This is a genomic window from Weissella sp. ESL1139 (genome assembly GCF_058506735.1).
This window is the reverse complement of sequence record NZ_CP196375.1, coordinates 1,332,923-1,355,409: the sequence shown is the minus strand read 5'-3', so window position 1 is coordinate 1,355,409 and position 22,487 is coordinate 1,332,923. Positions and strand designations below refer to the sequence as shown.

General features: G+C 38.8%; 19 protein-coding genes and 1 tRNA gene. 19 read left to right on the top strand and 1 reads right to left on the bottom strand.

Annotation, left to right across the window (positions count from 1 at the left end):
* Nucleotides 1-13: 13 nt before the first annotated feature.
* The 3 genes from ACSYSF_RS06655 (at nucleotide 14) to ACSYSF_RS06645 (ending at nucleotide 3,211) form a co-directional block, all read left to right on the top strand.
* Nucleotides 14-607, top strand: coding sequence for an ATP-dependent Clp protease proteolytic subunit (locus ACSYSF_RS06655; protein WP_489867246.1), 594 nt, complete (start codon nucleotides 14-16; stop codon nucleotides 605-607).
* Nucleotides 608-976: 369 nt separating this feature from the next.
* Nucleotides 977-1,972, top strand: coding sequence for a D-2-hydroxyacid dehydrogenase (locus ACSYSF_RS06650; protein ID WP_489867245.1), 996 nt, complete (start codon nucleotides 977-979; stop codon nucleotides 1,970-1,972).
* Between the two features lie 90 nt (nucleotides 1,973-2,062).
* Entirely contained in the window at nucleotides 2,063-3,211 is a 1,149-nt protein-coding gene (locus ACSYSF_RS06645) for a PTS sugar transporter subunit IIC (protein WP_489867244.1), read from the top strand.
* A 156-nt stretch (nucleotides 3,212-3,367) separates the two neighbouring features.
* Here the strand turns inward: ACSYSF_RS06645 and rpmF are convergent, their stop codons facing one another.
* The gene (gene rpmF, locus ACSYSF_RS06640; RefSeq protein ID WP_002827844.1) at nucleotides 3,368-3,541 is read right to left on the bottom strand and encodes a 50S ribosomal protein L32; all 174 of its coding nucleotides are present in this window, start codon (nucleotides 3,539-3,541) and stop codon (nucleotides 3,368-3,370) included.
* 378 nt (nucleotides 3,542-3,919) lie between these two features.
* On the opposite strand from rpmF, the gene ACSYSF_RS06635 reads away from it, so the two are divergent.
* From ACSYSF_RS06635 to prfB, 16 genes are all read left to right on the top strand, one after another.
* Nucleotides 3,920-4,357, top strand: coding sequence for a universal stress protein (locus ACSYSF_RS06635; protein ID WP_489867243.1), 438 nt, complete (start codon nucleotides 3,920-3,922; stop codon nucleotides 4,355-4,357).
* Nucleotides 4,358-4,479: 122 nt separating this feature from the next.
* Nucleotides 4,480-4,908: a MarR family transcriptional regulator gene (locus tag ACSYSF_RS06630; protein ID WP_489867242.1), complete on the top strand. Its 429-nt coding sequence runs from the start codon at nucleotides 4,480-4,482 to the stop codon at nucleotides 4,906-4,908.
* Nucleotides 4,909-5,021: 113 nt separating this feature from the next.
* A tRNA-Gln gene (locus ACSYSF_RS06625) sits at nucleotides 5,022-5,093 on the top strand.
* A gap of 268 nt (nucleotides 5,094-5,361) precedes the next feature.
* Nucleotides 5,362-7,047: an acetolactate synthase AlsS gene (alsS, locus tag ACSYSF_RS06620; RefSeq protein WP_489867241.1), complete on the top strand. Its 1,686-nt coding sequence runs from the start codon at nucleotides 5,362-5,364 to the stop codon at nucleotides 7,045-7,047.
* Nucleotides 7,048-7,103: 56 nt separating this feature from the next.
* On the top strand, nucleotides 7,104-7,820 hold the full coding sequence (budA, locus tag ACSYSF_RS06615; protein ID WP_489867240.1) for an acetolactate decarboxylase: 717 nt from the start codon (nucleotides 7,104-7,106) through the stop codon (nucleotides 7,818-7,820).
* A gap of 123 nt (nucleotides 7,821-7,943) precedes the next feature.
* Entirely contained in the window at nucleotides 7,944-8,951 is a 1,008-nt protein-coding gene (locus ACSYSF_RS06610; RefSeq protein WP_489867239.1) for a zinc-binding alcohol dehydrogenase family protein, read from the top strand.
* 208 nt (nucleotides 8,952-9,159) lie between these two features.
* Nucleotides 9,160-11,226 (top strand): ATP-dependent Clp protease ATP-binding subunit, encoded by a 2,067-nt coding sequence (locus tag ACSYSF_RS06605; RefSeq protein WP_489867238.1) that lies wholly within the window; start codon nucleotides 9,160-9,162, stop codon nucleotides 11,224-11,226.
* 271 nt (nucleotides 11,227-11,497) lie between these two features.
* Entirely contained in the window at nucleotides 11,498-12,976 is a 1,479-nt protein-coding gene (locus tag ACSYSF_RS06600; protein WP_489867237.1) for a LysM peptidoglycan-binding domain-containing protein, read from the top strand.
* Between the two features lie 68 nt (nucleotides 12,977-13,044).
* On the top strand, nucleotides 13,045-13,587 hold the full coding sequence (locus tag ACSYSF_RS06595; RefSeq protein WP_489867236.1) for an NlpC/P60 family protein: 543 nt from the start codon (nucleotides 13,045-13,047) through the stop codon (nucleotides 13,585-13,587).
* A 56-nt stretch (nucleotides 13,588-13,643) separates the two neighbouring features.
* The gene (locus ACSYSF_RS06590) at nucleotides 13,644-13,922 is read left to right on the top strand and encodes a GNAT family N-acetyltransferase (RefSeq protein ID WP_489867235.1); all 279 of its coding nucleotides are present in this window, start codon (nucleotides 13,644-13,646) and stop codon (nucleotides 13,920-13,922) included.
* 103 nt (nucleotides 13,923-14,025) lie between these two features.
* Complete coding sequence (locus ACSYSF_RS06585) at nucleotides 14,026-14,568, top strand: dCTP deaminase/dUTPase family protein (RefSeq protein ID WP_489867508.1); 543 nt, start codon at nucleotides 14,026-14,028, stop codon at nucleotides 14,566-14,568.
* Nucleotides 14,569-14,582: 14 nt separating this feature from the next.
* Nucleotides 14,583-15,956: a DNA repair protein RadA gene (gene radA, locus ACSYSF_RS06580; RefSeq protein ID WP_489867234.1), complete on the top strand. Its 1,374-nt coding sequence runs from the start codon at nucleotides 14,583-14,585 to the stop codon at nucleotides 15,954-15,956.
* Nucleotides 15,957-15,974: 18 nt separating this feature from the next.
* Entirely contained in the window at nucleotides 15,975-17,087 is a 1,113-nt protein-coding gene (locus tag ACSYSF_RS06575) for a PIN/TRAM domain-containing protein (protein WP_489867233.1), read from the top strand.
* A gap of 122 nt (nucleotides 17,088-17,209) precedes the next feature.
* Nucleotides 17,210-18,706, top strand: coding sequence for a glutamate--tRNA ligase (gene gltX, locus ACSYSF_RS06570; RefSeq protein WP_489867232.1), 1,497 nt, complete (start codon nucleotides 17,210-17,212; stop codon nucleotides 18,704-18,706).
* 162 nt (nucleotides 18,707-18,868) lie between these two features.
* On the top strand, nucleotides 18,869-21,238 hold the full coding sequence (gene secA, locus ACSYSF_RS06565; RefSeq protein ID WP_489867231.1) for a preprotein translocase subunit SecA: 2,370 nt from the start codon (nucleotides 18,869-18,871) through the stop codon (nucleotides 21,236-21,238).
* Between the two features lie 77 nt (nucleotides 21,239-21,315).
* A complete protein-coding gene (gene prfB / locus ACSYSF_RS06560; RefSeq protein WP_489867230.1) occupies nucleotides 21,316-22,431 on the top strand; it encodes a peptide chain release factor 2 in 1,116 nt (371 codons plus the stop codon).
* The last annotated feature ends 56 nt before the right edge of the window (nucleotides 22,432-22,487 follow it).

Genomic DNA, 22,487 nt, shown 5'->3' with positions numbered 1-22,487 from the left:
GGAATTTATAAAAATGACACCAATTCCATATGTTATTGAGCAATCATCACATGGTGAGCGCTCATATGATATTTTTTCACGTTTGTTAATTGACCGTATTATTATGGTTAATGGTGAAATTGAGTCACAAATGGCAACGGCAATTATTGCCCAATTGTTATTCTTGGATGCCCAAGATCCTGACAAGGATATTTACATGTATATTAACTCACCCGGTGGTGAAGTTAATGCTGGAATGGCAATTTATGATACGATGAACTTCATTAATGCTGATGTTCAAACGATTACTATTGGATTAGCAGCATCAATGGCTTCTGTTCTTGCATCTTCAGGTGCTAAGGGCAAGCGCTTCATTTTGCCTAATTCACAATTTATGATTCACCAACCATCTGGTGGTGCTCAAGGTCAACAAACTGAAATTGCGATTGCTGCAGAAGAAATTTTGAAGACTCGTAAGAAGTTGAACCAAATTTTGGCTGATAATACTGGTCGTCCATTTGAAGAAGTTCAAAAGGATACTGAGCGTGATCACTGGCTAGATGCTGAGGAGTCATTGGCATATGGTCTAGTTGATAAGATCATGACTAGTGCAAAAGAAAAAGAATAATCTATCATTTTTTGACACATTAGATTAAAATTTGATGTTGACAAAATCACCTGTTTAACCGTTGAAAAACGGCAAAATAGGTGATTTTTTTTACATTAAAAAATAAGTCACTCTTTTAGTTGATATGACGGTAATTATATGGATAATATTAGACATAGCAATGACCATTTTTTGACGCATTTGTGACTACGTTGTGAATAGTTGCACTTAAATGTAAAGGCTTTCATTTTTTGATTTAAGAATTAAGTCGCTTGATACATATGTAGTTTGTCCCAAAATGAAACGTTTTGAAGTGGTATATATGTTGAATAATTCACAAATGTATCTATAATTATAAGTGTTAAGAAATGCTTTGGAGGAAGTAAAACAATGAAAATTTTTGCTTATGGTATTCGAGAAGATGAACAATCTGCACTACGTGAATGGATGTCAAACCATCCTGAAGTCGAGGTTGACTACACAGACAAGTTGTTGGATCCAACAACGGCAGAGTTAGCAGCAGGAGCAGATGCTGTTGATGTTTATCAACAATTAGCTTATACACCTGAAACATTGACTGCCTTACACGAATTAGGCATTAACAAGATGTCACTACGTAATGTTGGAACAGACAATATTGATTTTGACACCGCTCGTCGTTTTGATTTTTCAATCTCAAACGTAGCTGTGTACTCACCTAATGCAATTGCTGAACATGCAGCAATTCAAGGTGCTCGTGTGCTACGTCAAACGAAGCCATTGGATCGTAAGATTGAAAATCATGATTTGCGTTGGGCACCAACAATTGGTCGTGAAGTTCGTATGCAAACTTTTGGTATCATTGGTACAGGTCATATTGGTCGTGTTTTGATTGATATCCTTAAGGGCTTTGGTGCTAAGGTTATTGCTTATGATGTATACCGTAATGCTGAATTGGAAGCAGAAGGTATGTACGTTGATACATTAGACGAGTTGTATGCTCAAGCTGATGTTATTTCACTACATGTGCCAAGTTTGCCAGAAAATTACCACATGATTAATGCTGATGCAATTAGCAAGATGAAGGATGATGTTGTCTTGATTAACGTGTCACGTGGTGATTTGATGGATATCGATGCAATTATCGATGGTTTGGACTCAGGTAAGATTTTCGGTCTAGCAATGGATGTTTACGAGAACGAAGTTGGTTTGTTCAACAAAGATTGGTCAAATACAACCTTCCCAGATGATAAAATTGCTGACCTAATTAGTCGTGAAAACGTGTTGGTTACACCACACACGGCGTTCTACACAACTAAGGCTGTTTATGAAATGGTCACACAGTCAATGAATGCTTCATTGGCATTTATTAAGGGTGAAGAAACACCCAACGAAGTAAAGTATTAATTTAATATTTGTTAGTTATGATGTAATGATTGTGGGATTTCATTACAGTGATTATGTGGGAAAACCACATTAGAAAGGTAATCTAAGATTATGGCTAGCGCAGTTTTTGATGGTTCTTATGAACTAAAGTTTAAGGATTTTTTCTTTAAGGTGTTAACTGGATCGGCTCAAGGTATTTTGATTGGTGTTTTGCCTTCAGCAGTTCTAAAGTATGTTATTCGTCCATTTGTACAAAGTGGTATGGGATGGGCAGTTGATTTAAGTGCAATTTTGAACTTGTTCTCATCATTTATTCCATTATTGATTGGTTTGGCAATTGCCATGCAATTTAATATGAAGTCATTAGATGTTGGGGTTATGGCTATTGCGGTTGGTGTTGCCTGCGGATCTATTAAGTGGACAACCGTTGGTGCTGGATTTGAAAATCCGATTACAAATGTTAAGACAACGGCACCAAGCACAATTTATATGGCTTCAGGTGCCGGGGATGTCATCAACGCGATGATTGTTTCGGCGATAGGTGTTCTAGTTATTTGGTTAATTGCTAAATACCTTTGGGGCTTTGGTGCATTAGCAATTATTCTAAGCCCTATCATTGTCGGTGGTGGTGTTGGTTTGATCGGTAAGTCAATCGCTCCTTATGTTGGTGAAGTAACAACTTGGATTGGTAAGATGGTTGAATTAGCAACTGACTTGCAACCATTACCAATGACTATTATCATTGCGATGGCATTTGCGGTGATTATCGTAACGCCTGTTTCAACTGTTGGAATTGCTTTGGCAATTAGTTTAGCAGGTATGGGTTCTGCCGCTGCTGGTGTTGGAATTGTTGCAACAACAGTTGTGCTATTGATTAACTCAATCAAGGTTAATAAGGCCGGTACTAGTGTTGCTATCTTCCTTGGTGCTATGAAGGGTATGATGCCCGCTGTATTCAAGAAGCCAATTACGTTAGTATCATTCATGGTTGCAGGAGCAATTTCTGCTATTCCAATTAGCTTTATGAATGTTCAAGGAACACCAACGTCTGCCGGATTCGGTTGGATCGGTTTTGTTTCACCAATTCAATCAGTTGTACGTGATGCAGCTGATAAGGCATTCCAGACAAACACAATTGGTGTTATGGCCGCAATTCTTATTTGGGCTGTTATTCCAATTATTGCTGGATTCGTTGTTGACTGGCTATTTAGTAAGGTATTTAAACTATACAAGCCAGAAGATTTCATTCAAGAAATGTAATTCAAAAAGAGGTCTATGCTCAGCATGAACCTCTTTTTTATATCTTATAAAGCCATACTTCTTAGGCAAAATAAAAACAGGGAATGGCTTAACCATTCCCTGTTTTTGAATTCGTTTATTTAACACTATACGTACAATATAGTTTAATAAATGATCTTACTTAGGTGAAACAACTTGCTTACCATTGTAAGTGCCATCTGCGGCAACGTGGTGGTTACGTACGTAAACACCGTTTTCGTTCATATGGATAGCTGGCGTCTTCAATCCGCCTTGGCCACCGCGACGAGTGCGCTTTGCATGCTTTGAAACTTTACGTGCAGGAACTGCCATAGTTATATCCTCCCTTACACACCGCCGTGTTAGAAAGAAGGCAGTGTTAATAATCTATTTTTTTCAACTGTTCTAAATTACATTATTTTATGCGGTTTGTCAAGTAATACACTAGTGCATAGGGAGATGTGATGCAAAGAAGAAAAGTTAACAACTTTACTTTTGCCGCAACTAGTAAGATAATTAGGTGTACCAAAAAATAAGGAGGCATATTTACTGAGGTTATCTTTATCAGTAAAGGATCCGTTACTAATCAGTGATGGTCCAAGTTTTGCGGTTTATTTGCTAAATGTTGGGTGAGCATTAATTATACGGGGAATTTGAAATTAAAAGTAATCGCAGTAAGTATGCTGGATTATAAGAGGAGAGTAAAGAATTATGGCAGCAGGAAAACAATTTAAGCATATACTAGTAGCAGTAGATGATTCAGAATTAGGACAATTAGCATTAGATAATGCAATTCATCAAGCTCATGAAGATGGTGCTAAGTTAACCATTGTTTCAATTTTTGAAAATGGAAACTTAAGTGTGTTTGATTTCTTTTCAAAGGAAAAGAATATGGCTGCAGAGGAAGATGTGCGTAACGCACTAGATCGTTACCGTCAGACAGCTTTGGACAATGGTCTAACTGATGTTGATATTCGTATTGCTGAAGGTGAGCCAGGTGAAGTTATCGTTAAGGATGTTATTCCAGTTGTTAAGCCAGATATGGTTGTCATTGGTTCAAATTCACAAAAGGGAACTGAGAAATACTTCGGTTCACAATCAAGTTACGTTGCAAATAATGCACCAGTAACGGTTATGATTATTAGATAATGTATAGGTAGAAATTGGAAACTAGTCTAACTGGCTAGTTTCTTTTTTTATAAAAAAGTGGTCAGTGCAAATGAAACAATTTAGATAGAATAATCTTATGATAAAAATTGTGGAGAGAAACAATGACGCTCGTAACGAAGTATATTAATGCCTATCTTTCAACATTACGGTATTTGAATGATACGGTAGCAGAACCAGCTGCAAAATATGATTTATCTTTTGAACAGTATTTGATAATGCACAATGTGGCTCAGCATGATGGTTTGACGCTGACTGATATTGTTGCAAAACGTCAGGTAACCCGTGCAGCTGTTTCGCGACAAATAAAAATGTTATTACGTAAAAAATACATTTGGCAGGAGCCGGATGAAATGGATCGTCGTCGGTTGTTGCTGCATTTAACTGACCGTGGCCAAGAAATTGAAGTGTTGCTAACCCAACGTATTGAAAATCGCTTCGATGGCTGGTTAATAGCGTTAGGTGAAGAAAGATCGCTGGATATTTTAAACTTTATGACACGTTTTGATGATAAGATTCAGATGGATAGTTAATGGCCGTGACTAGTGAATGATTGATAAATTTGAAATTATGTTTAAACCATACTTTTTTATGAGATTGACCTTGAATTGCTCGGCTAAGTGTTGTATGATGTAATAGTTGTTTTTGGGCATTAGCCAAGCGGTAAGGCAATGGTTTCTGGTGCCATCATGCACTGGTTCGAATCCAGTATGCCCAGTTTTTACAGATGCGGGAAGCGTTAGTCATTTGACTAGCGCTTTTTGTTTTGCTATAAGCTTAATGTAGTTTAATATAGTAAATATCAAATAAAATTATTGTATTTTTGTAAGCGTTATAAATGTTTATGTAGCTAGTTATCGACCGATATCAATGTTTATATGATTGTTGAATAAGTAACAGTTATACCTACAAAAGAAAGCTATAAAGCGCTACAATGAAAATATTGAAGTTTGTTGGAGTATACTATTTTAAAGAGGTAGAAGTACATGTCTGAAGAAAAGAAAACAGGTGCTGACTTAGTTGTCGACAGTTTAAACAATCATGGTGTTGATTTAGCCTTTGGTATTCCCGGCGCTAAAATTGACCGTTTGTTTGAAAAGTTGGATCACCCTAAGGCCGGTGAGAAGGCTCCTAAGTTAATCGTAACGCGTCACGAACAAAATGCCGTGTTTATGGCACAAGCATTTTCACGTATCACTGGAAAAACTGGTGTTGTTGTTGTAACGTCTGGACCAGGTGTGGGGAATTTGGCTTCAGGGTTGATGACAGCAACTGCTGAAAATGACCCAATTTTGGCTATTGGTGGTCAAGTACAACGTAAAGATTTGTACCGTTTAACACATCAAAGTACACCATCTGCAACGTTGTTTGCACCGATTACTAACTATTCAGTTGAAATTCAAGATCCAAATAATATTTCAGAATTGATTTCTAATGCTATTGCAGCTGCTAATGGTCCTAAGCCAGGTGCATCATTCGTTTCATTACCACAAGATGTTGATGAAGCTGAAGTTAATGCAACGGCCTTGCCAGCAGTTAAGCCTGCTCGCTATGGCGCTGCAGCTACTGATGATATTGCTTGGTTGGCAGAACAAATTAAGTCTGCAAAGTTACCAGTAATTTTGGTAGGTGCACGTGGTTCAGATGATGCCACAACGGCAGCTTTGCATGCTTTGTTGACACAAACCACTTTGCCAGTTGTTGAAACATATCAAGGTGCTGGTGTTATCTCACGTGAGTTAGAAGAAGATACCTTCTTCGGACGAATTGGTTTCTTCCGTAATCAAGTGGGTGACCAATTACTAGCACAATCTGATTTAGTTATCACGGTTGGTTATGATGCAATTGAATATGAGCCTCGTAACTGGAACAAGGATGCTGATTTGCGTATCGTTGCAATTGATACACAAGCAGTTCAAATTGATAATAATTTTACGCCTGAGCGTCAATTAGTTGGTACAATTGCTGATACGTTACAAGCATTGCAACAACAAATCAATGGTTATGAATTGCCTGCAGCATCACATGACAAGTTGGTCGACTTTAAGGCTGCCCTAAGAGCTGCTGAAGAACCAACATATACACCAGCTCAAGCTGACTTAAACCACCCATTGAGCATCATTAAGTCGTTGCAAGCACATATGACAGATGACATGACCCTATCATCAGATATTGGTTCACATTATTTGTGGCTAGGTCGTCACTTTAAGTCATATGTTCCTCGTCACTTCTTGATGTCAAATGGTATGCAAACACTAGGTGTTGGTTTGCCATGGGCAATGGCTGCTGCATTGGTTCGTCCTAATGCAAAGTCAGTATCAGTTTCTGGTGACGGTGGTTTCTTCTTCTCAGGTGTTGAATTAGCAACAGCTGTTCAACTACACTTGAATACGGTTCACCTTGTTTGGCAAGATAATTATCACTATGATATGGTTAAGTTCCAAGAAGAAGTAAAGTACAATGGTGAATCAGCAGGTGTTAAGTTCTCTGATATCGATATCGTAAAGTTTGCTGAGGCAGCTGGTGCTAAGGGCTTGCGTGTGGATACACCAGACCAATTGGATGCGGTTATGGATGAAGCATTTGCAACTGAAGGTCCTGTAGTTGTTGAGATTCCAGTAGATTACTCACATAACTACGAATTAATGTCACAATTAATTGAAACAGAATAAAAAATAAGGCGTCCAGATTTCTGGGCGCTTTTTATTAAAAGATAGGAGGAAATAAAATGGCAACAGTATATCAACACAGTACATTAGCTGCTTTGATGGGAAAAGTTTTAGGTGGTTCAGCTACTTTAGCAGAACTAAAAGAACACGGTGATGCTGGTATTGGTACTTTTGATGGTCTTGATGGTGAAATGATCATGGTTGATGGTGATGTTTACTATATGGACGGTGAAGGCCAAATTCATCATGTGACTGATATGGAGAAGACAGTACCATTTGCAACTGTCCATCATACTAGTGATGCAACTGAAAAAGTTTCATTTAGTGCTGGTAACATGAAGGAAATGGAATCATTGATTCATGAACGTCAATTAGAAAACACCTTCTCAGGTGTTGTTCTACGTGGTACCTTTAATCACATGAAAGTTCGTTCAGCGCCAAAGTCTGAACGTCCATTTCCATCATTGTCAGAAATCACTCATACACAACGTGAGTTTGAGAAGGACAATGTTGCAGGTGTTTTGATTGGTTATTTCTCACCTGAGTTGTATCAAGGAACAGTTGCCGCTGGTTGGCACGTTCACTTTTTGAGTGATGATCGTACCTTTGGTGGTCACGTACTTGGTTTTGATGCCAATGAATTAAATGGCGATTTAACCATTTTTGATAATTATGATTTACATTTGCCAATTCATGATAAAGAGTTCCGTGAGCACCATGTTGAAATGAACGGTCTTAAAGAAGGCGTTGCAGCAGCAGAAGGTTCACAAGATTAATTAGATTAAGATGATTAGCGATTATGAGCAGCCTAACTGTTCATAATCGCTATTTTTCTACCTATATAGTATGATAGATGTAATAAATATGACATTAGTCAACCTATATAGGAGGAGTAAACGATGACTGAATTAATGAAAGCAGTTGTAACAACTTCAGAAACTGAAGCACCATTAATTGATAAGGAAATTCCTTTACCAGTTGTGGGCGATCATGATGTATTGGTTAAAGTAGCGGCTACTTCAATGAATCCAGTTGATGGTAAACAACTTGAGGGGGCTGTTGCAACGAAGCAAGAACGTGTGCTTGGTTTTGATGCAGTTGGCGAAATTGTTACAGTGGGGGATGCTGTTAAAGATTATCACGTTGGCGACCGGATCTTTTTTGCTGGTGAATTAGGACGCACAGGAGCCAATGCAGCTTATGAAAGTGTTCGTGAAGATTTGATTGCTTTAGCACCTGAATCACTTTCTGACATTGAAGCTGCTGCGTTGCCATTAACATTTTTAACGGCTTATGAGATGCTATCTGATAAGTTTGGTATTGAAATGAAGCAAGATGGCGCCAAAGGTGAAACTTTGTTGATTATAAATGGTGCCGGTGGTGTTGGATCGATGATGATTCAATTAGCTAAATGGTTAGGCATGACCGTTATTGCAACGGCATCACGTGAAGAAAGCATTGAATGGGTCAAGGAATTAGGCGCTGATGAGGTTGTTAATCATCGTGAAGACTATGTACAAGTCGTTAAAGATTTAGGTTATGCAGAAGTGCCATATATTGCTGTCCTTCATTCGTTAGATCAACATTTTGAATCAGCCGCAGCATTGGTTGGTACATTTGGACACATCGGTGCAATTGTTCAGTCGATGGAACCAGTTCCAGTTGATTTAATTAAAAATAAAGCAGCTTCACTTGATTGGGAGTTTATGTTCGCCAAGACAAATGCCAATAAAAACGTTGCTAGTCAAGGGGATGCTTTAGCATTGTTGTCGTCATTAGTTGATAAGAAAATTGTTAAATCAACGTTGACTGAGACATTAACTGAATTATCTGCTGAAACAATTTTGGCGGCTCAAAATCGTGTTTCACAAGGGAATATGTTAGGTAAATTGGTTATCAAGTACTAGTATATACTATATTAATTTATAAAGATTGATTTTTATAATTTTTAAAAATCAATCTTTTTTATTGCAAAAAAGTTTAAAAATAATTTGCACTCTCGGTGTTAGAGTGCTAATATAGATAATGTAGATAAGGTCAAGGAAGGTCAAAGAACCTAATTGACTTTTATTGGGGAGTAATCAATATATAAAAAGATAATAAGGAGGCCGTATTATGGTACAAGATCCATTTGGTTTTTCAAATTTTGATGATATTTTTCGTATGATGAATAATGAAGCAGCACGTTCACAACAGGCACAACGTTCACAACAAGGACAACGGACGCAAATGGGCCCAGGTGGCGGTAATAATGGTCAAGGCGGTGGCTTGCTTGAGCAATATGGTATTAATTTAACTGAGCTAGCCCGTAAAGGTAAGTTTGATCCGGTGATTGGTCGTGACGATGAAATCGCTCGTGTCATTGAGGTTTTGAATCGTCGTACTAAGAATAATCCGGTATTAATTGGTGAAGCCGGAGTTGGAAAGACTGCCGTTGTTGAAGGATTAGCACAAGCGATTGTTAATGCTAAAGTTCCTGGTAAGTTACAAGGCAAAGAAGTCATTCGTTTAGATGTTGTCTCATTAGTTCAAGGAACTGGTGTACGTGGTCAATTTGAGGAACGTATGCAAAAGTTAATGGACGAAGTTGCAAAACGTGACGATGTGATTTTGTTCATTGATGAGATTCACGAGATTATGGGAGCCGGAACTGCTGGTGAAGGTTCAATGGATGCTGGTAATATTTTGAAGCCAGCGCTTGCTCGTGGTGAGTTCCAACTAGTTGGTGCAACAACATTGAATGAGTATCGTAAGATTGAAAAGGATGCCGCAATTGCTCGTCGTTTCCAAACTGTACAAGTAGATGAGCCATCAACTGAGGAAGCTTTGCAAATTATTAAGGGTATTCGTTCACGTTATGAAGATTATCATAAGGTAAAGTATTCTGATGAAGCTTTGGAAGCAGCTGTTAACTTATCAAATCGTTACATTGCTGATCGTTTCCTACCAGATAAGGCAATCGATTTAATTGATGAGGCTGGTTCAAAGAAGAATTTGTCAGTTAAAATTGCTGATCCTAAGGAATTAGAGAATAAAATTCATTCAACTGAAGCACAAAAGCAATCAGCTATTGAACGTGAAGATTATGAAAAGGCTAGTCAGTTACGTGACCAAGTTAATAACTTAGAATTACAGCTTGAAGCTGTTAAGCAACAAGCACCTCAAAATGAGGCAGCTCAAACTGTTACTGTTGCAGATATTCAAAAGATTGTTGAAGAGAAGACGGGTATCCCTGTAGGTGAATTAGCAGCTTCTGAGCAAGATCAATTACGTCACCTGGGTGATCACCTAGCTGACCATGTTATTGGTCAAGATGAAGCCACTGAAAAGATTGCACGAGCAATTCGTCGTAACCGTGTCGGCTTTAACAAAACTGGTCGTCCAATTGGAAGCTTCCTATTTGTTGGTCCGACTGGAGTTGGAAAGACTGAAACTGCTAAGCAACTTGCTAAAGAATTGTTTGGTACAACTGAAAATATGATTCGTTTCGATATGTCTGAGTACATGGAGAAGCATTCTGTTTCAAAGTTAATCGGTGCCCCTGCTGGATATGTCGGATACGAAGAGGCTGGTCAATTGACTGAGGCTGTTCGTCGTCATCCATATTCATTAATCCTACTTGATGAGGTTGAGAAGGCTCATCCTGATGTTATGAATATGTTCTTACAGATTTTGGATGATGGGCGTTTGACTGATGCCCAAGGTCATGTGGTTTCATTTAAGGATACGATTATTATCATGACATCAAATGCTGGTACTGGTGTCAAAGATACTAAGGTTGGCTTTGATCCAGATGATGATTCAAAAACAACAGGTTTGCTAGAACGTTTGGCACCATACTTCAAGCCAGAGTTCTTGAACCGTTTTGATGGAATTGTTGAGTTTAATGCTTTGTCAAAGGAAAACTTGTTGCACATTGTGGACTTGATGATTGGCGAAATGAACGATGCAATCGCAGAAAAAGACTTGCATCTTGATATGACAGATGATGTTAAGCAAGAGCTTGTAAACTTAGGTTACAACCCTGAAATGGGAGCACGTCCACTACGTCGTGTTATTCAAGAACAATTAGAAGATCAAATTGCTGATTTCTATTTGGATAATCCAGATGTAAAGCAATTACTAGCTAAGATGTCAGATGGTAAGATTGTCATTAGTGAGAATGATACGAAAAAAGATTAATCAATAAGTAGATTAAGAAAATATAAACATTTTTCAAGACAGTGGTATAAACCACTGTCTTTTTTGTATACTGTATAGCTGTTGGGACGAAATAGGACAAAAATGATAATTTATGTTTATGTAACATAAATGAAACATTAATAGAACTATTTTGAAAAGTCTCTAAAGTACAATATAGCTTGTAGTAAAAATAAAGAAATCTTTAAGAAATCATAATAATTGGTTTCTTAAGTATATAAACAACTAATTTTAGGTCTAAGGAGTACTAAATATGCACGCATCTGTAAAAAACACGCTATTAGCAACTGCTGGAGCGGCGGCAGCATTGGCAGGAAGCTCAGTCGTAGCTTCAGCTGATTCTATCACTGTTAAATCTGGCGACACTCTATACGCATTGGCACAAGCCAACAACGTTTCTGTTGATGATCTAGTTTCAGCAAACAAAATTGCTGATGCTAACTTCATCACAGTAGGTCAAAAAGTTAACTTGCCTGGTTCATCATCAGCTAAGTCAGCTGCTCCAGCAAAAGAAGCTGCAAAGCCAGCTTCAAATAATGGTTCATACACTGTTAAGGCAGGAGATTCATTATGGGCAATTGCTAACGCTAATGGTATGACTTTGGCTGAATTGTTAGATGCTAATGATGGTCTACAAGCATCATCAGTAATCTACGTTGGTGATACAATCAACCTTTCAGCTACAGCTGTAAAGGCACCAGCTGCTTCAGCTAAGGCTGCAGCACCAAAGGCTGTAGCACCAAAGTCTGTTGCGCCTAAGGCAGAAGTTAAGTCAGCACCTGCACAACAGTCAGTAGCTTCACAAGCAACCGCTGACAGTGCTGCTGCACAACAATCAGCCGCAACATCAGAAGCAAACGCTAAGGCTGCTGCAGAGTCAGCTGCCGCAACTTCAGCCGCTAACGCAAAGGCCGCCGCACAATCAGCTGCAACTTCAGCTGCAAATGCCAAGGTTGCTGCCCAATCAGCTGCTGCAACTTCATCAGCTAATGAAAAGGCTGCTGCCCAATCAGCTGCAACATCAGAAGCAAACGCTAAGGCTGCTGCAGAGTCAGCTGCTGCAACATCAGAAGCAAACAAGAAGGCCGCCGCACAATCAGCTGCAACATCAGAAGCTAACGCAAAGGTTGCTGCATCATCAGTTGCTGCACAATCACAAGCCGCTGCCTCATCAGCTGCAGCTCAATCACAAGCCGCCGCTTCATCTGCAGCCGCACAATCGCAAGCTGCTGCATCATCAGCTGCTGCACAATCACAAGCAGCCGCATCATCAGCCGCAGCACAATCACAAGCCGCTGCCTCATCTGCAGCCGCACAATCACAAGCTGCATCACAACCACAACAAGTTGCTGCACAACCATCATCAGTTTCAAAGCCTACACAAACTTCAGTTGCTTCAGCTGACGTAGCTGGGAACACATATCCATACGGACAATGCACTTGGTTCGTTAAGGGTGACTTGAGTTGGGTTGGTAATCACTGGGGTAATGCTTCAGCATGGCCAGCATCAGCTGCTGCAGCTGGACATAGCGTAAATGGTACTGCTTCAGTTGGTGCTGTTGCATACTTTGCACCAGGTGTTGGTGGCGCTAGTGGTTATGGTCACGTCGCTGTTGTTGATTCAGTTAACGGTGACGGTACTGTTACAATTTCTGAAGGTAACTATGCAGGTAAGTTGACGAACACTCGTACAATTTCTGCATCAACAGCTTCAGGTTACATTCACCAATAAAAAGCTATTATTAAGGAGACTCGGTTTCGAGTCTTTTTTTGTATCTTTAATTGAAGGAGTAGTGAATTATGCCTTTTAAGATTGAACCTGGACGAGTTATTCATATTAATGATTATGAACAAATCGACGCTGAAATATTATATGAACCACCGCTTGCAGATAAACCGGTTCAAGTTACTGCATCAACGTTTGCTCGTAAAGTCACTGGTGCGCGTGTGCAACGAACTATGTTACAAATGATTATGGACGAAATTTGTGATCGGTTAGATGATGTCATTGATGATGTGCTAGATGTTCCTTATCAAAAAGAAGGGAATAATTTGGAAACTGGTTTTGATACAGCGGGATTGATCCAATATGTTTTTAATCATGTTGAAGGTGTTGGTTTCCCTAATAAAATTAGTGAACAAATGAAAGCTGTTGCCAAATTACCAACTAATGAAACAATTCCTGGTGATTTATTGGTTTGGGGAACGGCAGCTTTGCCAACAACTGCTGGTATTTACATCGGTGGTGGTAAATATATCACGGTTGATAAATTGTCAGAAAAAGTTGTTATCAAATATATTTCTAGAAAATGGTTACCTGACTTTGTTGGTGCAATTCGGTAGTTACTAGAAGCTATTTAATTGTTATCTCATGTATAATAAAGAGAGGAGGTTTTAATATGAAGTTTACGTATGAACCTGGCCGTCTCTTTCATGAAACAGACGGTATTGTCGATGCAGAGATATTGTTTCCAGCGATTTTAGGTGGTAAAGTTTGGTCGATTGATCATACTTATGTTGATCCAAGTTTGCGAGGTCAAGGAATTGCTGGCCAAATGTTGGCTGAAGTCGTTGAACGTGCCAAGCAAGCTGGTGTCCAGTTAAAGCCGGTTTGCACATATGCACGCCAAGCTTTTTTCAGAAATGAAGAATATCAGAAATTAGCTTATAAAGTTTAAATTTTATTTGAAAGCACACGTTATTTTGACGAGTGCTTTTTAATTTCTGTAAATTTACGATATACTTAAGTTTGAGAATTTATTTGAGAGGAATAAGATAATGATGCAACGTGGATTTGCGGTCGTAAAGAAATATGAACATGATAATTTGAATTTGCCTAGTCGGGCAACTGAACGAGCAGCAGGCTATGATTTTCAAGCTGCTGAAGATTTTACCTTACCCTCAATTTGGAAGTTACCTTTTGTGAAAATTTTATGGCAAATAAGGCATAATGAAAGTATCACTAATGTAGCATATGAGGAAGCAAAACAAGTTTTGAAACCTTTATTGATACCAACTGGTATTAAAGCATACATGGGTGATAATGAATATTTGATGATTGCAAACCGTTCATCAAATCCATTAAAGCGGGGCATGATTTTGCCAAATGGTGTCGGTATTATTGATGCTGACTATGTTGATAATCCTAAAAATGAAGGTGAAATTTTTATTCAAATGATCAACTGGGGTCTTAAAGATATGACAATCAAAAAAGGTGAACGAATTGGTCAAGGAATTTTCATGCCATTTCTAGTAACTGATAATGATCGCCAACAAAAAAAGCAATCACGTCAAGGTGGTTTTGGTAGTTCAGGTACAAATTAGAAAGGAGAAATTATATGGCGAAAGCGAAAACCCAATTTGTTTGTTCTAATTGTGGTTTTGTTTCACAACGATATATGGGACGTTGCGCTAATTGTGGTGCTTGGGGAACTTTCGTTGAAGAAGTCATGCAGCCAGAAAAAGTAGATCGTAAATCACGTGTTAATCTGGCTGGCCAAGTTGCGAAAGTCGAACGATTGTCTGAAGTAAATATTGAAGAAACACCGCGCATTAAAACAGAAAATGCTGAATTTAATCGCGTTTTAGGTGGCGGTATTGTACCAGGTTCAATGGTTTTAATTGGTGGTGATCCAGGAATTGGTAAGTCAACGTTGTTATTACAAATATCTGGTCAATTAGCCAATATGGGTGGCAAAATCTTATACGTTGCCGGTGAAGAGAGTGCCTCACAAATTAAATTACGCGCTGAACGATTAGGCGTACGTGGTGATTCTGATTTCTTGTTATTCCCAGAGACGGATATGAAACAAATTAGACAAGCGATTGACGAGGCTAAACCTGATTACGTCGTGATTGATTCCATCCAGACAATGCAGGAGCCAGATGTTAACTCATCAGTTGGTTCAGTTTCACAAATTAGAGAAACAACGGCTGAATTGTTGCAGATTGCGAAAACGAATAACATTACCATGTTTATTGTTGGCCATGTTACTAAGGAAGGGGCAATTGCTGGTCCCAAAATACTAGAGCATATGGTTGATACAGTTTTGTACTTTGAAGGTGATAATCAACGTAGCTTCCGGTTGCTACGTGCGGTTAAAAATCGTTTTGGATCAACTAATGAGTTGGGTGTTTTCGACATGCAACATAGTGGGTTGATGGAGGTTGCTAACCCGTCAGATTTGTTTCTAGAGGAACGTTTAGATAATGCAAGTGGTTCAGCTGTTGTGGTCGCTATGGAAGGTACACGGCCTATTTTAGTAGAAGTGCAAGCTTTAGTTACGCCAACGGTATTTGGTAATGCACAGCGGACTGCTTCTGGAATTGATCGTAACCGTGTGTCATTATTAATGGCCGTGTTAGAGAAACGTTCAAATCTACTATTACAAAACCAAGATGCCTACGTGCGCGCTGCCGGAGGTGTGAAATTAGATGAACCTGCGATTGATTTAGCTGTTGCTGTTGCCATTGCATCGAGTTATAAGGATATTCCAACTCAAGCAACTGATGCATTCATTGGCGAAATTGGTTTAACTGGTGAAGTTCGACGAGTACCTAATGTCGTCGAACGCGTTAATGAAGCTAAAAAATTAGGTTTCAAGCGCGTTTTTGTCCCTAAACATGTGGTGGATCAATTAACCGAAGTTCAAGGTATTCAAATTATCGGGGCTAAAACATTATTAGATGCTTTAAAGGTAGCATTAGATTAATATAGAAAGGAGAATAATATGTTAAGAAAGCGAATAATTCAAAGTATTTTCATCTTAGCTGGTGGTGCAATTGCAATCAATTTATTGCCAGTTATTTGGAATATTTTAGGTATAACAGATTTAGTATGGATTAATAACGTCATTGTTAATTTTATTTTAGGTGCTATTATTTTTTATTTATTAAGTTTTGTATTATGGCGGCCAGTTGATCAAACTATCCATCGCATTGAAAACTATTTAAATAAGCAATCACCTTTACTGTTGTTGATTGGCTCATTGACCACATTAATTGGGCTGGTTATCGCAGTTGTGATTACAGTACCGCTACAACATATGGATAATTTCTTTATGAGTGCGGTAGTACCTGTTATCGTAATGGTCGTGTTAGGTTATTTTGGTTACAAACTTGGAACGACACGTATTGATGAGTGGCGTAAATTAATACCTTCAGTATTAACAGCAAGAACTAAAAAAGTTCAACCACAAAAGGATGTTGAGCATGGTGATGTACTCACTGATGCTGAAAAAAATTATCATCATTATAAGATATTAGATACAAATATTTTAATTGATGGTCGCATTGTGGATTTGGTTAAAACGGGATTTGTTGAAGGAACGTTATTAGTGCCAAACTTCGTCTTATATGAACTACAGTATATTGCTGATGCGGGTGAGTCATTAAAACGTGTTCGTGGTCGCCGTGGTTTAGATGTTTTAAATGAACTACGTGAAAAGAATTATGTCCCTATTGAAATGTGGGAAGGCGATTTCGAAGACATCAAAGAAGTTGACGAAAAGCTCATTCGCTTGGCTGAAGAAACGAATGGCACACTAGTTACGAATGATTATAATTTGAACAAGGTCACTAAGTTTCAGAATGTTAAGGTGTTAAATATTAACGAATTAGCAGGAGCATTACGGCCGCGTGTAGCAGTTGGTGATCATTTGTCAGTCTTATTAGTTAAGAATGGTACTGAACGTCAGCAAGCAGTTGGTTACTTAGACGATGGTACAATGGTAGTGGCTGAAGAAGGTCGTCAACATCTACAAGAAACCGTCACAATTGAAGTGACGTCTGCCTTACAAACTGATGCTGGTCGTATGATTTTTGGAAATGTTATCAATAAATGATAATTATTCAAAAAAATAAGAATTTATTTTTTTGAATACATTGAAACGCAGCACAAAGCGCGGTATATTAGTAAACGGTATATTATTTAATAAATACAAGATAAAGAGGAGTGTCGATTAGCATGGCTGAGACTACCGAAAAGAAAATTCGTGTGCGTTACGCACCGTCACCAACTGGACATTTACATATTGGAAATGCCCGTACTGCATTATTTAACTGGTTGTTTGCCCGTCATTATAAGGGTGAATTCATTATCCGTATTGAGGATACTGACCAGACTCGTAATATTGCTGATGGTGAAAAATCACAGTTGGACAATTTAACGTGGTTAGGATTGGATTGGGATGAATCACCTGCTAACCCCGGCAAATACGGTCCATATCGTCAATCAGAGCGTTTGTCAATTTACAAGCCATTGATTCAAGATTTGTTGGATCGTGGTTTAGCTTATCGTTCATTCAAAACTTCAGAAGAATTAGCTGCTGAGCGTGAGGCACAAGTTGCTGCTAAGCAAGCACCTCACTATGTTTATGAGTATGAAGGTATGTCTGATGAAGAAGTAGCAGCCTTCCAAGCTGATGCTGAAGCTAAGGGGATGCCATACGTTGTGCGTTTCCGTGTACCTGAAGACCATGATTATGAATGGGACGATATGGTCAAAGGGCATATTTCAATCAATTCATCAACTGTTGGTGGCGATTGGGTTATCCAAAAGGCTGACGGTATGCCAACATACAACTTTGCGGTTGTTGTTGATGATCACATGATGGAAATTTCTCATGTTTTGCGTGGGGATGATCATGTTTCAAACACTCCTAAGCAATTAATGATTTATGATGCCTTTGGTTGGGAAGCACCAGTCTTTGGTCATATGACTTTGATTATCAATGCTGATACAGGTAAGAAGTTATCAAAGCGTGATGAAACGATTTTGCAATTTATCGAGCAATATCGTGCATTAGGTTACTTACCAGAAGCATTGTTGAACTTCATTGTTTTGCTAGGTTGGTCACCAAAGGGCGAAAAGGAAATTTTCAATAAGAAGCAATTAGTTAAATTGTTTGATGAAAAGCGTTTATCTAAGTCACCCGCTAAATTTGATAATAAGAAGTTAGAATGGGTCAACAACCAATGGATTAAGACAGCTGATCAAGATATGGTCTTTGATAAGTTGATTGAGCAATTGGTATATTCTGATGTGGTTAAGCCTGAAGAACTAACGGCTGAAAAGATGCAATGGTTGCGTTCAGTAATGAATGTTTATATGGATGGTGTTTCATACACTGCTCAAATTGTACCTTTGATTAAGCCAGTATTTTTTGAGATGCCAGCAGCTGATGAAATTCCAGAATCATCAAAGGAATGGATGCAAGCTGACAATGTTACCGATATGCTAAACTTGTTTATTGATAAGATTGAAAAGATGCCTATCTTCACAGCAACAGCAGTCTTACATGCTGTTCGTGAAATTCAAGCTGAAATGGATGTTAAGGGACGCGCATTGTGGAATCCTTTGCGTATTGCCACAACACGTCAAGAGCAAGGTCCTAACTTAGGAGAATTGCTTGAACTTCTTGGCCGTGAGCAAACATTAACAAACATTCGTGAATTTTTGTAATTAAATATTAGGGATGATGTCATGACGTTAGTCGTTAAGATATCATCTCTTTTCTTTTATATTAAAAGGTTGGTTACCATATCGCCAGCAGTATGTTAGAATGATATTTAGTATAATTAGCGACAAATAGCTAATAATGACCGATGAGAGGGAAGATTATAGATGGCTAATCCATTACGTAAAATTATTGAAAGTGATAAAGGTACCTTACGTCGCTTGGGCCGTGTGGCCGATAAAGTAGAAGCATATGCCGACGAAATGGCAGCCTTATCTGATGAAGAATTACAAGCAAAAACACCATATTTCCGTGAGTTACTAAAGCAAGGTCAAACCTTAGATGATATCTTGCCAGAAGCCTTCGCCGTTGTTCGTGAAGGTGCTAAGCGTGTACTGGGTCTTTACCCATTCCGTGTTCAAATTATGGGATCAGAAGTATTGCATGGTGGTAATATTGCTGAAATGAAGACTGGTGAAGGAAAAACCTTGACCGCAACAATGGCCGTTTACTTGAACGCTTTGCCACAAAAAGGTGTTCATGTTGTGACGGTTAACGAATACCTAACGCAACGTGACGGTGAAGAAATGGGTCAGTTGTACAAGTGGTTAGGTCTAACAGTTGGTATTAACTTGACTGATATGTCACCTGATGAGAAGCGTGAAGCTTATTTGGATGATATTACTTATACAACTAATTCAGAAATTGGATTCGATTATCTACGTGATAACATGGTGGCACGTAAAGAAGATCGTGTGCAACGTGGTTTGAACTTTGCGCTAGTCGATGAGACTGACTCAATTTTGATTGATGAGGCCCGTACACCTTTGATTATTTCAGGTGCACCAGCTCAAACCAGTACGCAATTGTATATTCGTGCTGATCGTTTTGCTAAATCATTAACTGAAGATGTTGATTTTAAGGTTGATCATGAATCAAAGTCAGTCCTATTAAATGATGAAGGAATTGCTAAGGGAGAGAAGTACTTCAACTTAGACAATTTATATGGTCCGGGTAATTCTGCTTTGACTCACCACGTTGATCAAGCTTTGCGTGCGAACTACACAATGTTTAATAACAAAGATTATGTTGTCCGTGATGGTGAAGTTGTTTTGGTTGATGCCTTTTCTGGACGTATTCAAGAAGGACGTCGTTTCTCTGATGGATTGCATCAAGCTCTTGAAGCTAAAGAACAAGTGCAAATTCAAGAAGATAATCGTGCAATGGCATCAATTACGTATCAAAACTTGTTCCGTCAGTACAATAAGCTATCAGGAATGACTGGTACTGCTAAGACTGAGGCGGATGAATTCCGTGAAATTTATAATATGGAAATCACGACCATTCCAACTAACAAACCAATTCAACGTGTTGATGATCCTGATTTACTATATCCTAATCTAAAATCAAAGTTTAATGCCGTTTTGCAACTCGTTACGAAGTTACATGAGAAGGGCCAACCCATTTTGATTGGTACAGTTGCCGTTGAAACATCTGAGTTACTGTCACAGTTGCTAGATAAAGCAGGTATTCCTCACAACGTGTTGAATGCCAAGAACCACGCTCGCGAAGCTGAAATCATTGCGAATGCTGGTCAACGTGGTGCCGTAACGATTGCCACCAACATGGCTGGTCGTGGAACCGATATTAAGTTAGGTCCCGGTGTGGTTGAACTTGGTGGTTTGGCAGTTATTGGAACTGAGCGACACGAGTCACGTCGTATTGACAATCAATTGCGTGGACGTTCTGGTCGTCAAGGAGACCCTGGTTACTCACAATTTTTCTTGTCACTAGAAGATGATTTGATGATTCGTTTCGGTGGTGAACGTATCAAAAATTTGATGGAAAGCATGGATATGGGTGATGAGGATGCCGTTATCCGTAATGGATTAATTACGCGTTCTGTTGAATCTGCTCAAAAGCGTGTTGAAGGAAATAACTACGATTCACGTAAGCATGTTTTGCAATATGATGATGTCATGTCACAACAACGTAATGCGTTCTATAAGGATCGTAATGCCGTTATTGATGAAGAACATTCATTACGCAATGTTTTACTACCAATGGTAGAACGGACTATTGATCGTGTTGTGCAAAATTTAACCAAGGGTAAGCCTAAGGACTGGGATTTGGATGGCTTGGTTGACTTTGCGCAATCAACCATTGTGCCCGTTGATTCAATTACAGTTGATGATTTGGCTGACAAGAAAACACCTGAAGCTATTTCAGATGAAATTTATCGTCGTGCTAAAAAGGTATACGAACAAAAGTTGCATGACTTAGGTGACGATGAAGAACGTCTATTACAATTTACACGTGTCGTCATTCTACGTGTGGTTGATTCACAATGGACTGATCATATGGAAGCAATGAATCAATTGCGTGATGCTATTCAATTACGTGGATATGGGCAATTAAATCCATTGATTGAGTACCAAAACGAGGGATTCCGTATGTTTAATGAAATGATTTCTGCTGTAGAATTTGACGTTACGCGTCTATTTATGAAGTCAGAAATCCGTCAAAATGTTCGGTAATCACAAAAGTTAATTAATGAGTGAATGAGGTTGGGATAAATATCTCAGCCTCATTTTTCAATATTAGGGAGGAAAGCATGGAATTAGCTGAGGCTCGGCGTAAATTAGCTGATATGGCTGCAGAAATTCAAAAATTTGGTGAATCATTAGATTTAGATGCTTTAAATGATGAAATTGCGGCTAAGGAAGCTGAAATGATTGCACCGGATTTTTGGAATGATAATGTTGCCGCACAAAAAGTTATTGATGAAAATAATGTGCTAAAGGGTCGTCGTGATGATTATCTAAAATTAGCTGATAGTGTTGAAAATATTGAAACAGCCGTTGACTTATTGGGCGAATCTTATGATGAAGACATGGCCAATGAAATGACCGCTGATTTGGATCAGTTAGCTGAAGATTTATCGGCATATCGTTTAGCACAATTACTAAATGAACCATATGATAAAAACAACGCTATTTTAGAAATTCATCCAGGTTCTGGTGGTACGGAATCAGCTGATTGGGGTGCCAATTTGCAACGTATGTACACACGTTGGGCAGAACAACACGGTTTTCAGGTGGACATCATGGATTACCATCCGGGGGATGTTGCTGGGGTAGATTCAGTAACACTAAAGATTACTGGTTACAATGCGTATGGCTATTTGCGTTCTGAACGTGGTGTTCATCGCTTTGTTCGTATTTCACCATTCGATTCGGCTGGTCGTCGCCATACATCATTCGTGTCAATTGATGTCATGCCAGAATTAGATGATTCAGTTGAAGTAGATATTAATCCAGCTGATGTGAAGATGGATGTTTATCGTGCGTCTGGAGCTGGTGGACAGCACATTAATAAGACTTCTTCAGCGGTACGTTTAACTCATATTCCAACAGGAATTGTGGTTGCGTCACAACAACAACGTTCACAGTTTCAAAATAAAGATACAGCCTATGCCATGTTGCGGGCGAAGTTGTATCAACTTGAAATGGATAAGAAGGAACAAGAACGAGCAGCCATTGCGGGTGATCATCTAGAAAATGGTTGGGGATCACAAATTCGTTCATATGTTTTCCAACCATATCGAATGGTGAAGGATCATCGTGATAACTTTGAATCTGGTAACCCACAAGGTGTCTTAGATGGTGATTTGGATCCGTTTATTAATGCATACTTGCGTTGGCGCTTAGAAGAACAAAATCCTGAATAAACAAAAAGGAAGGCCGAGACATTTTTGTCTCAGCCTTCCTTTTTTGACTAATCAAT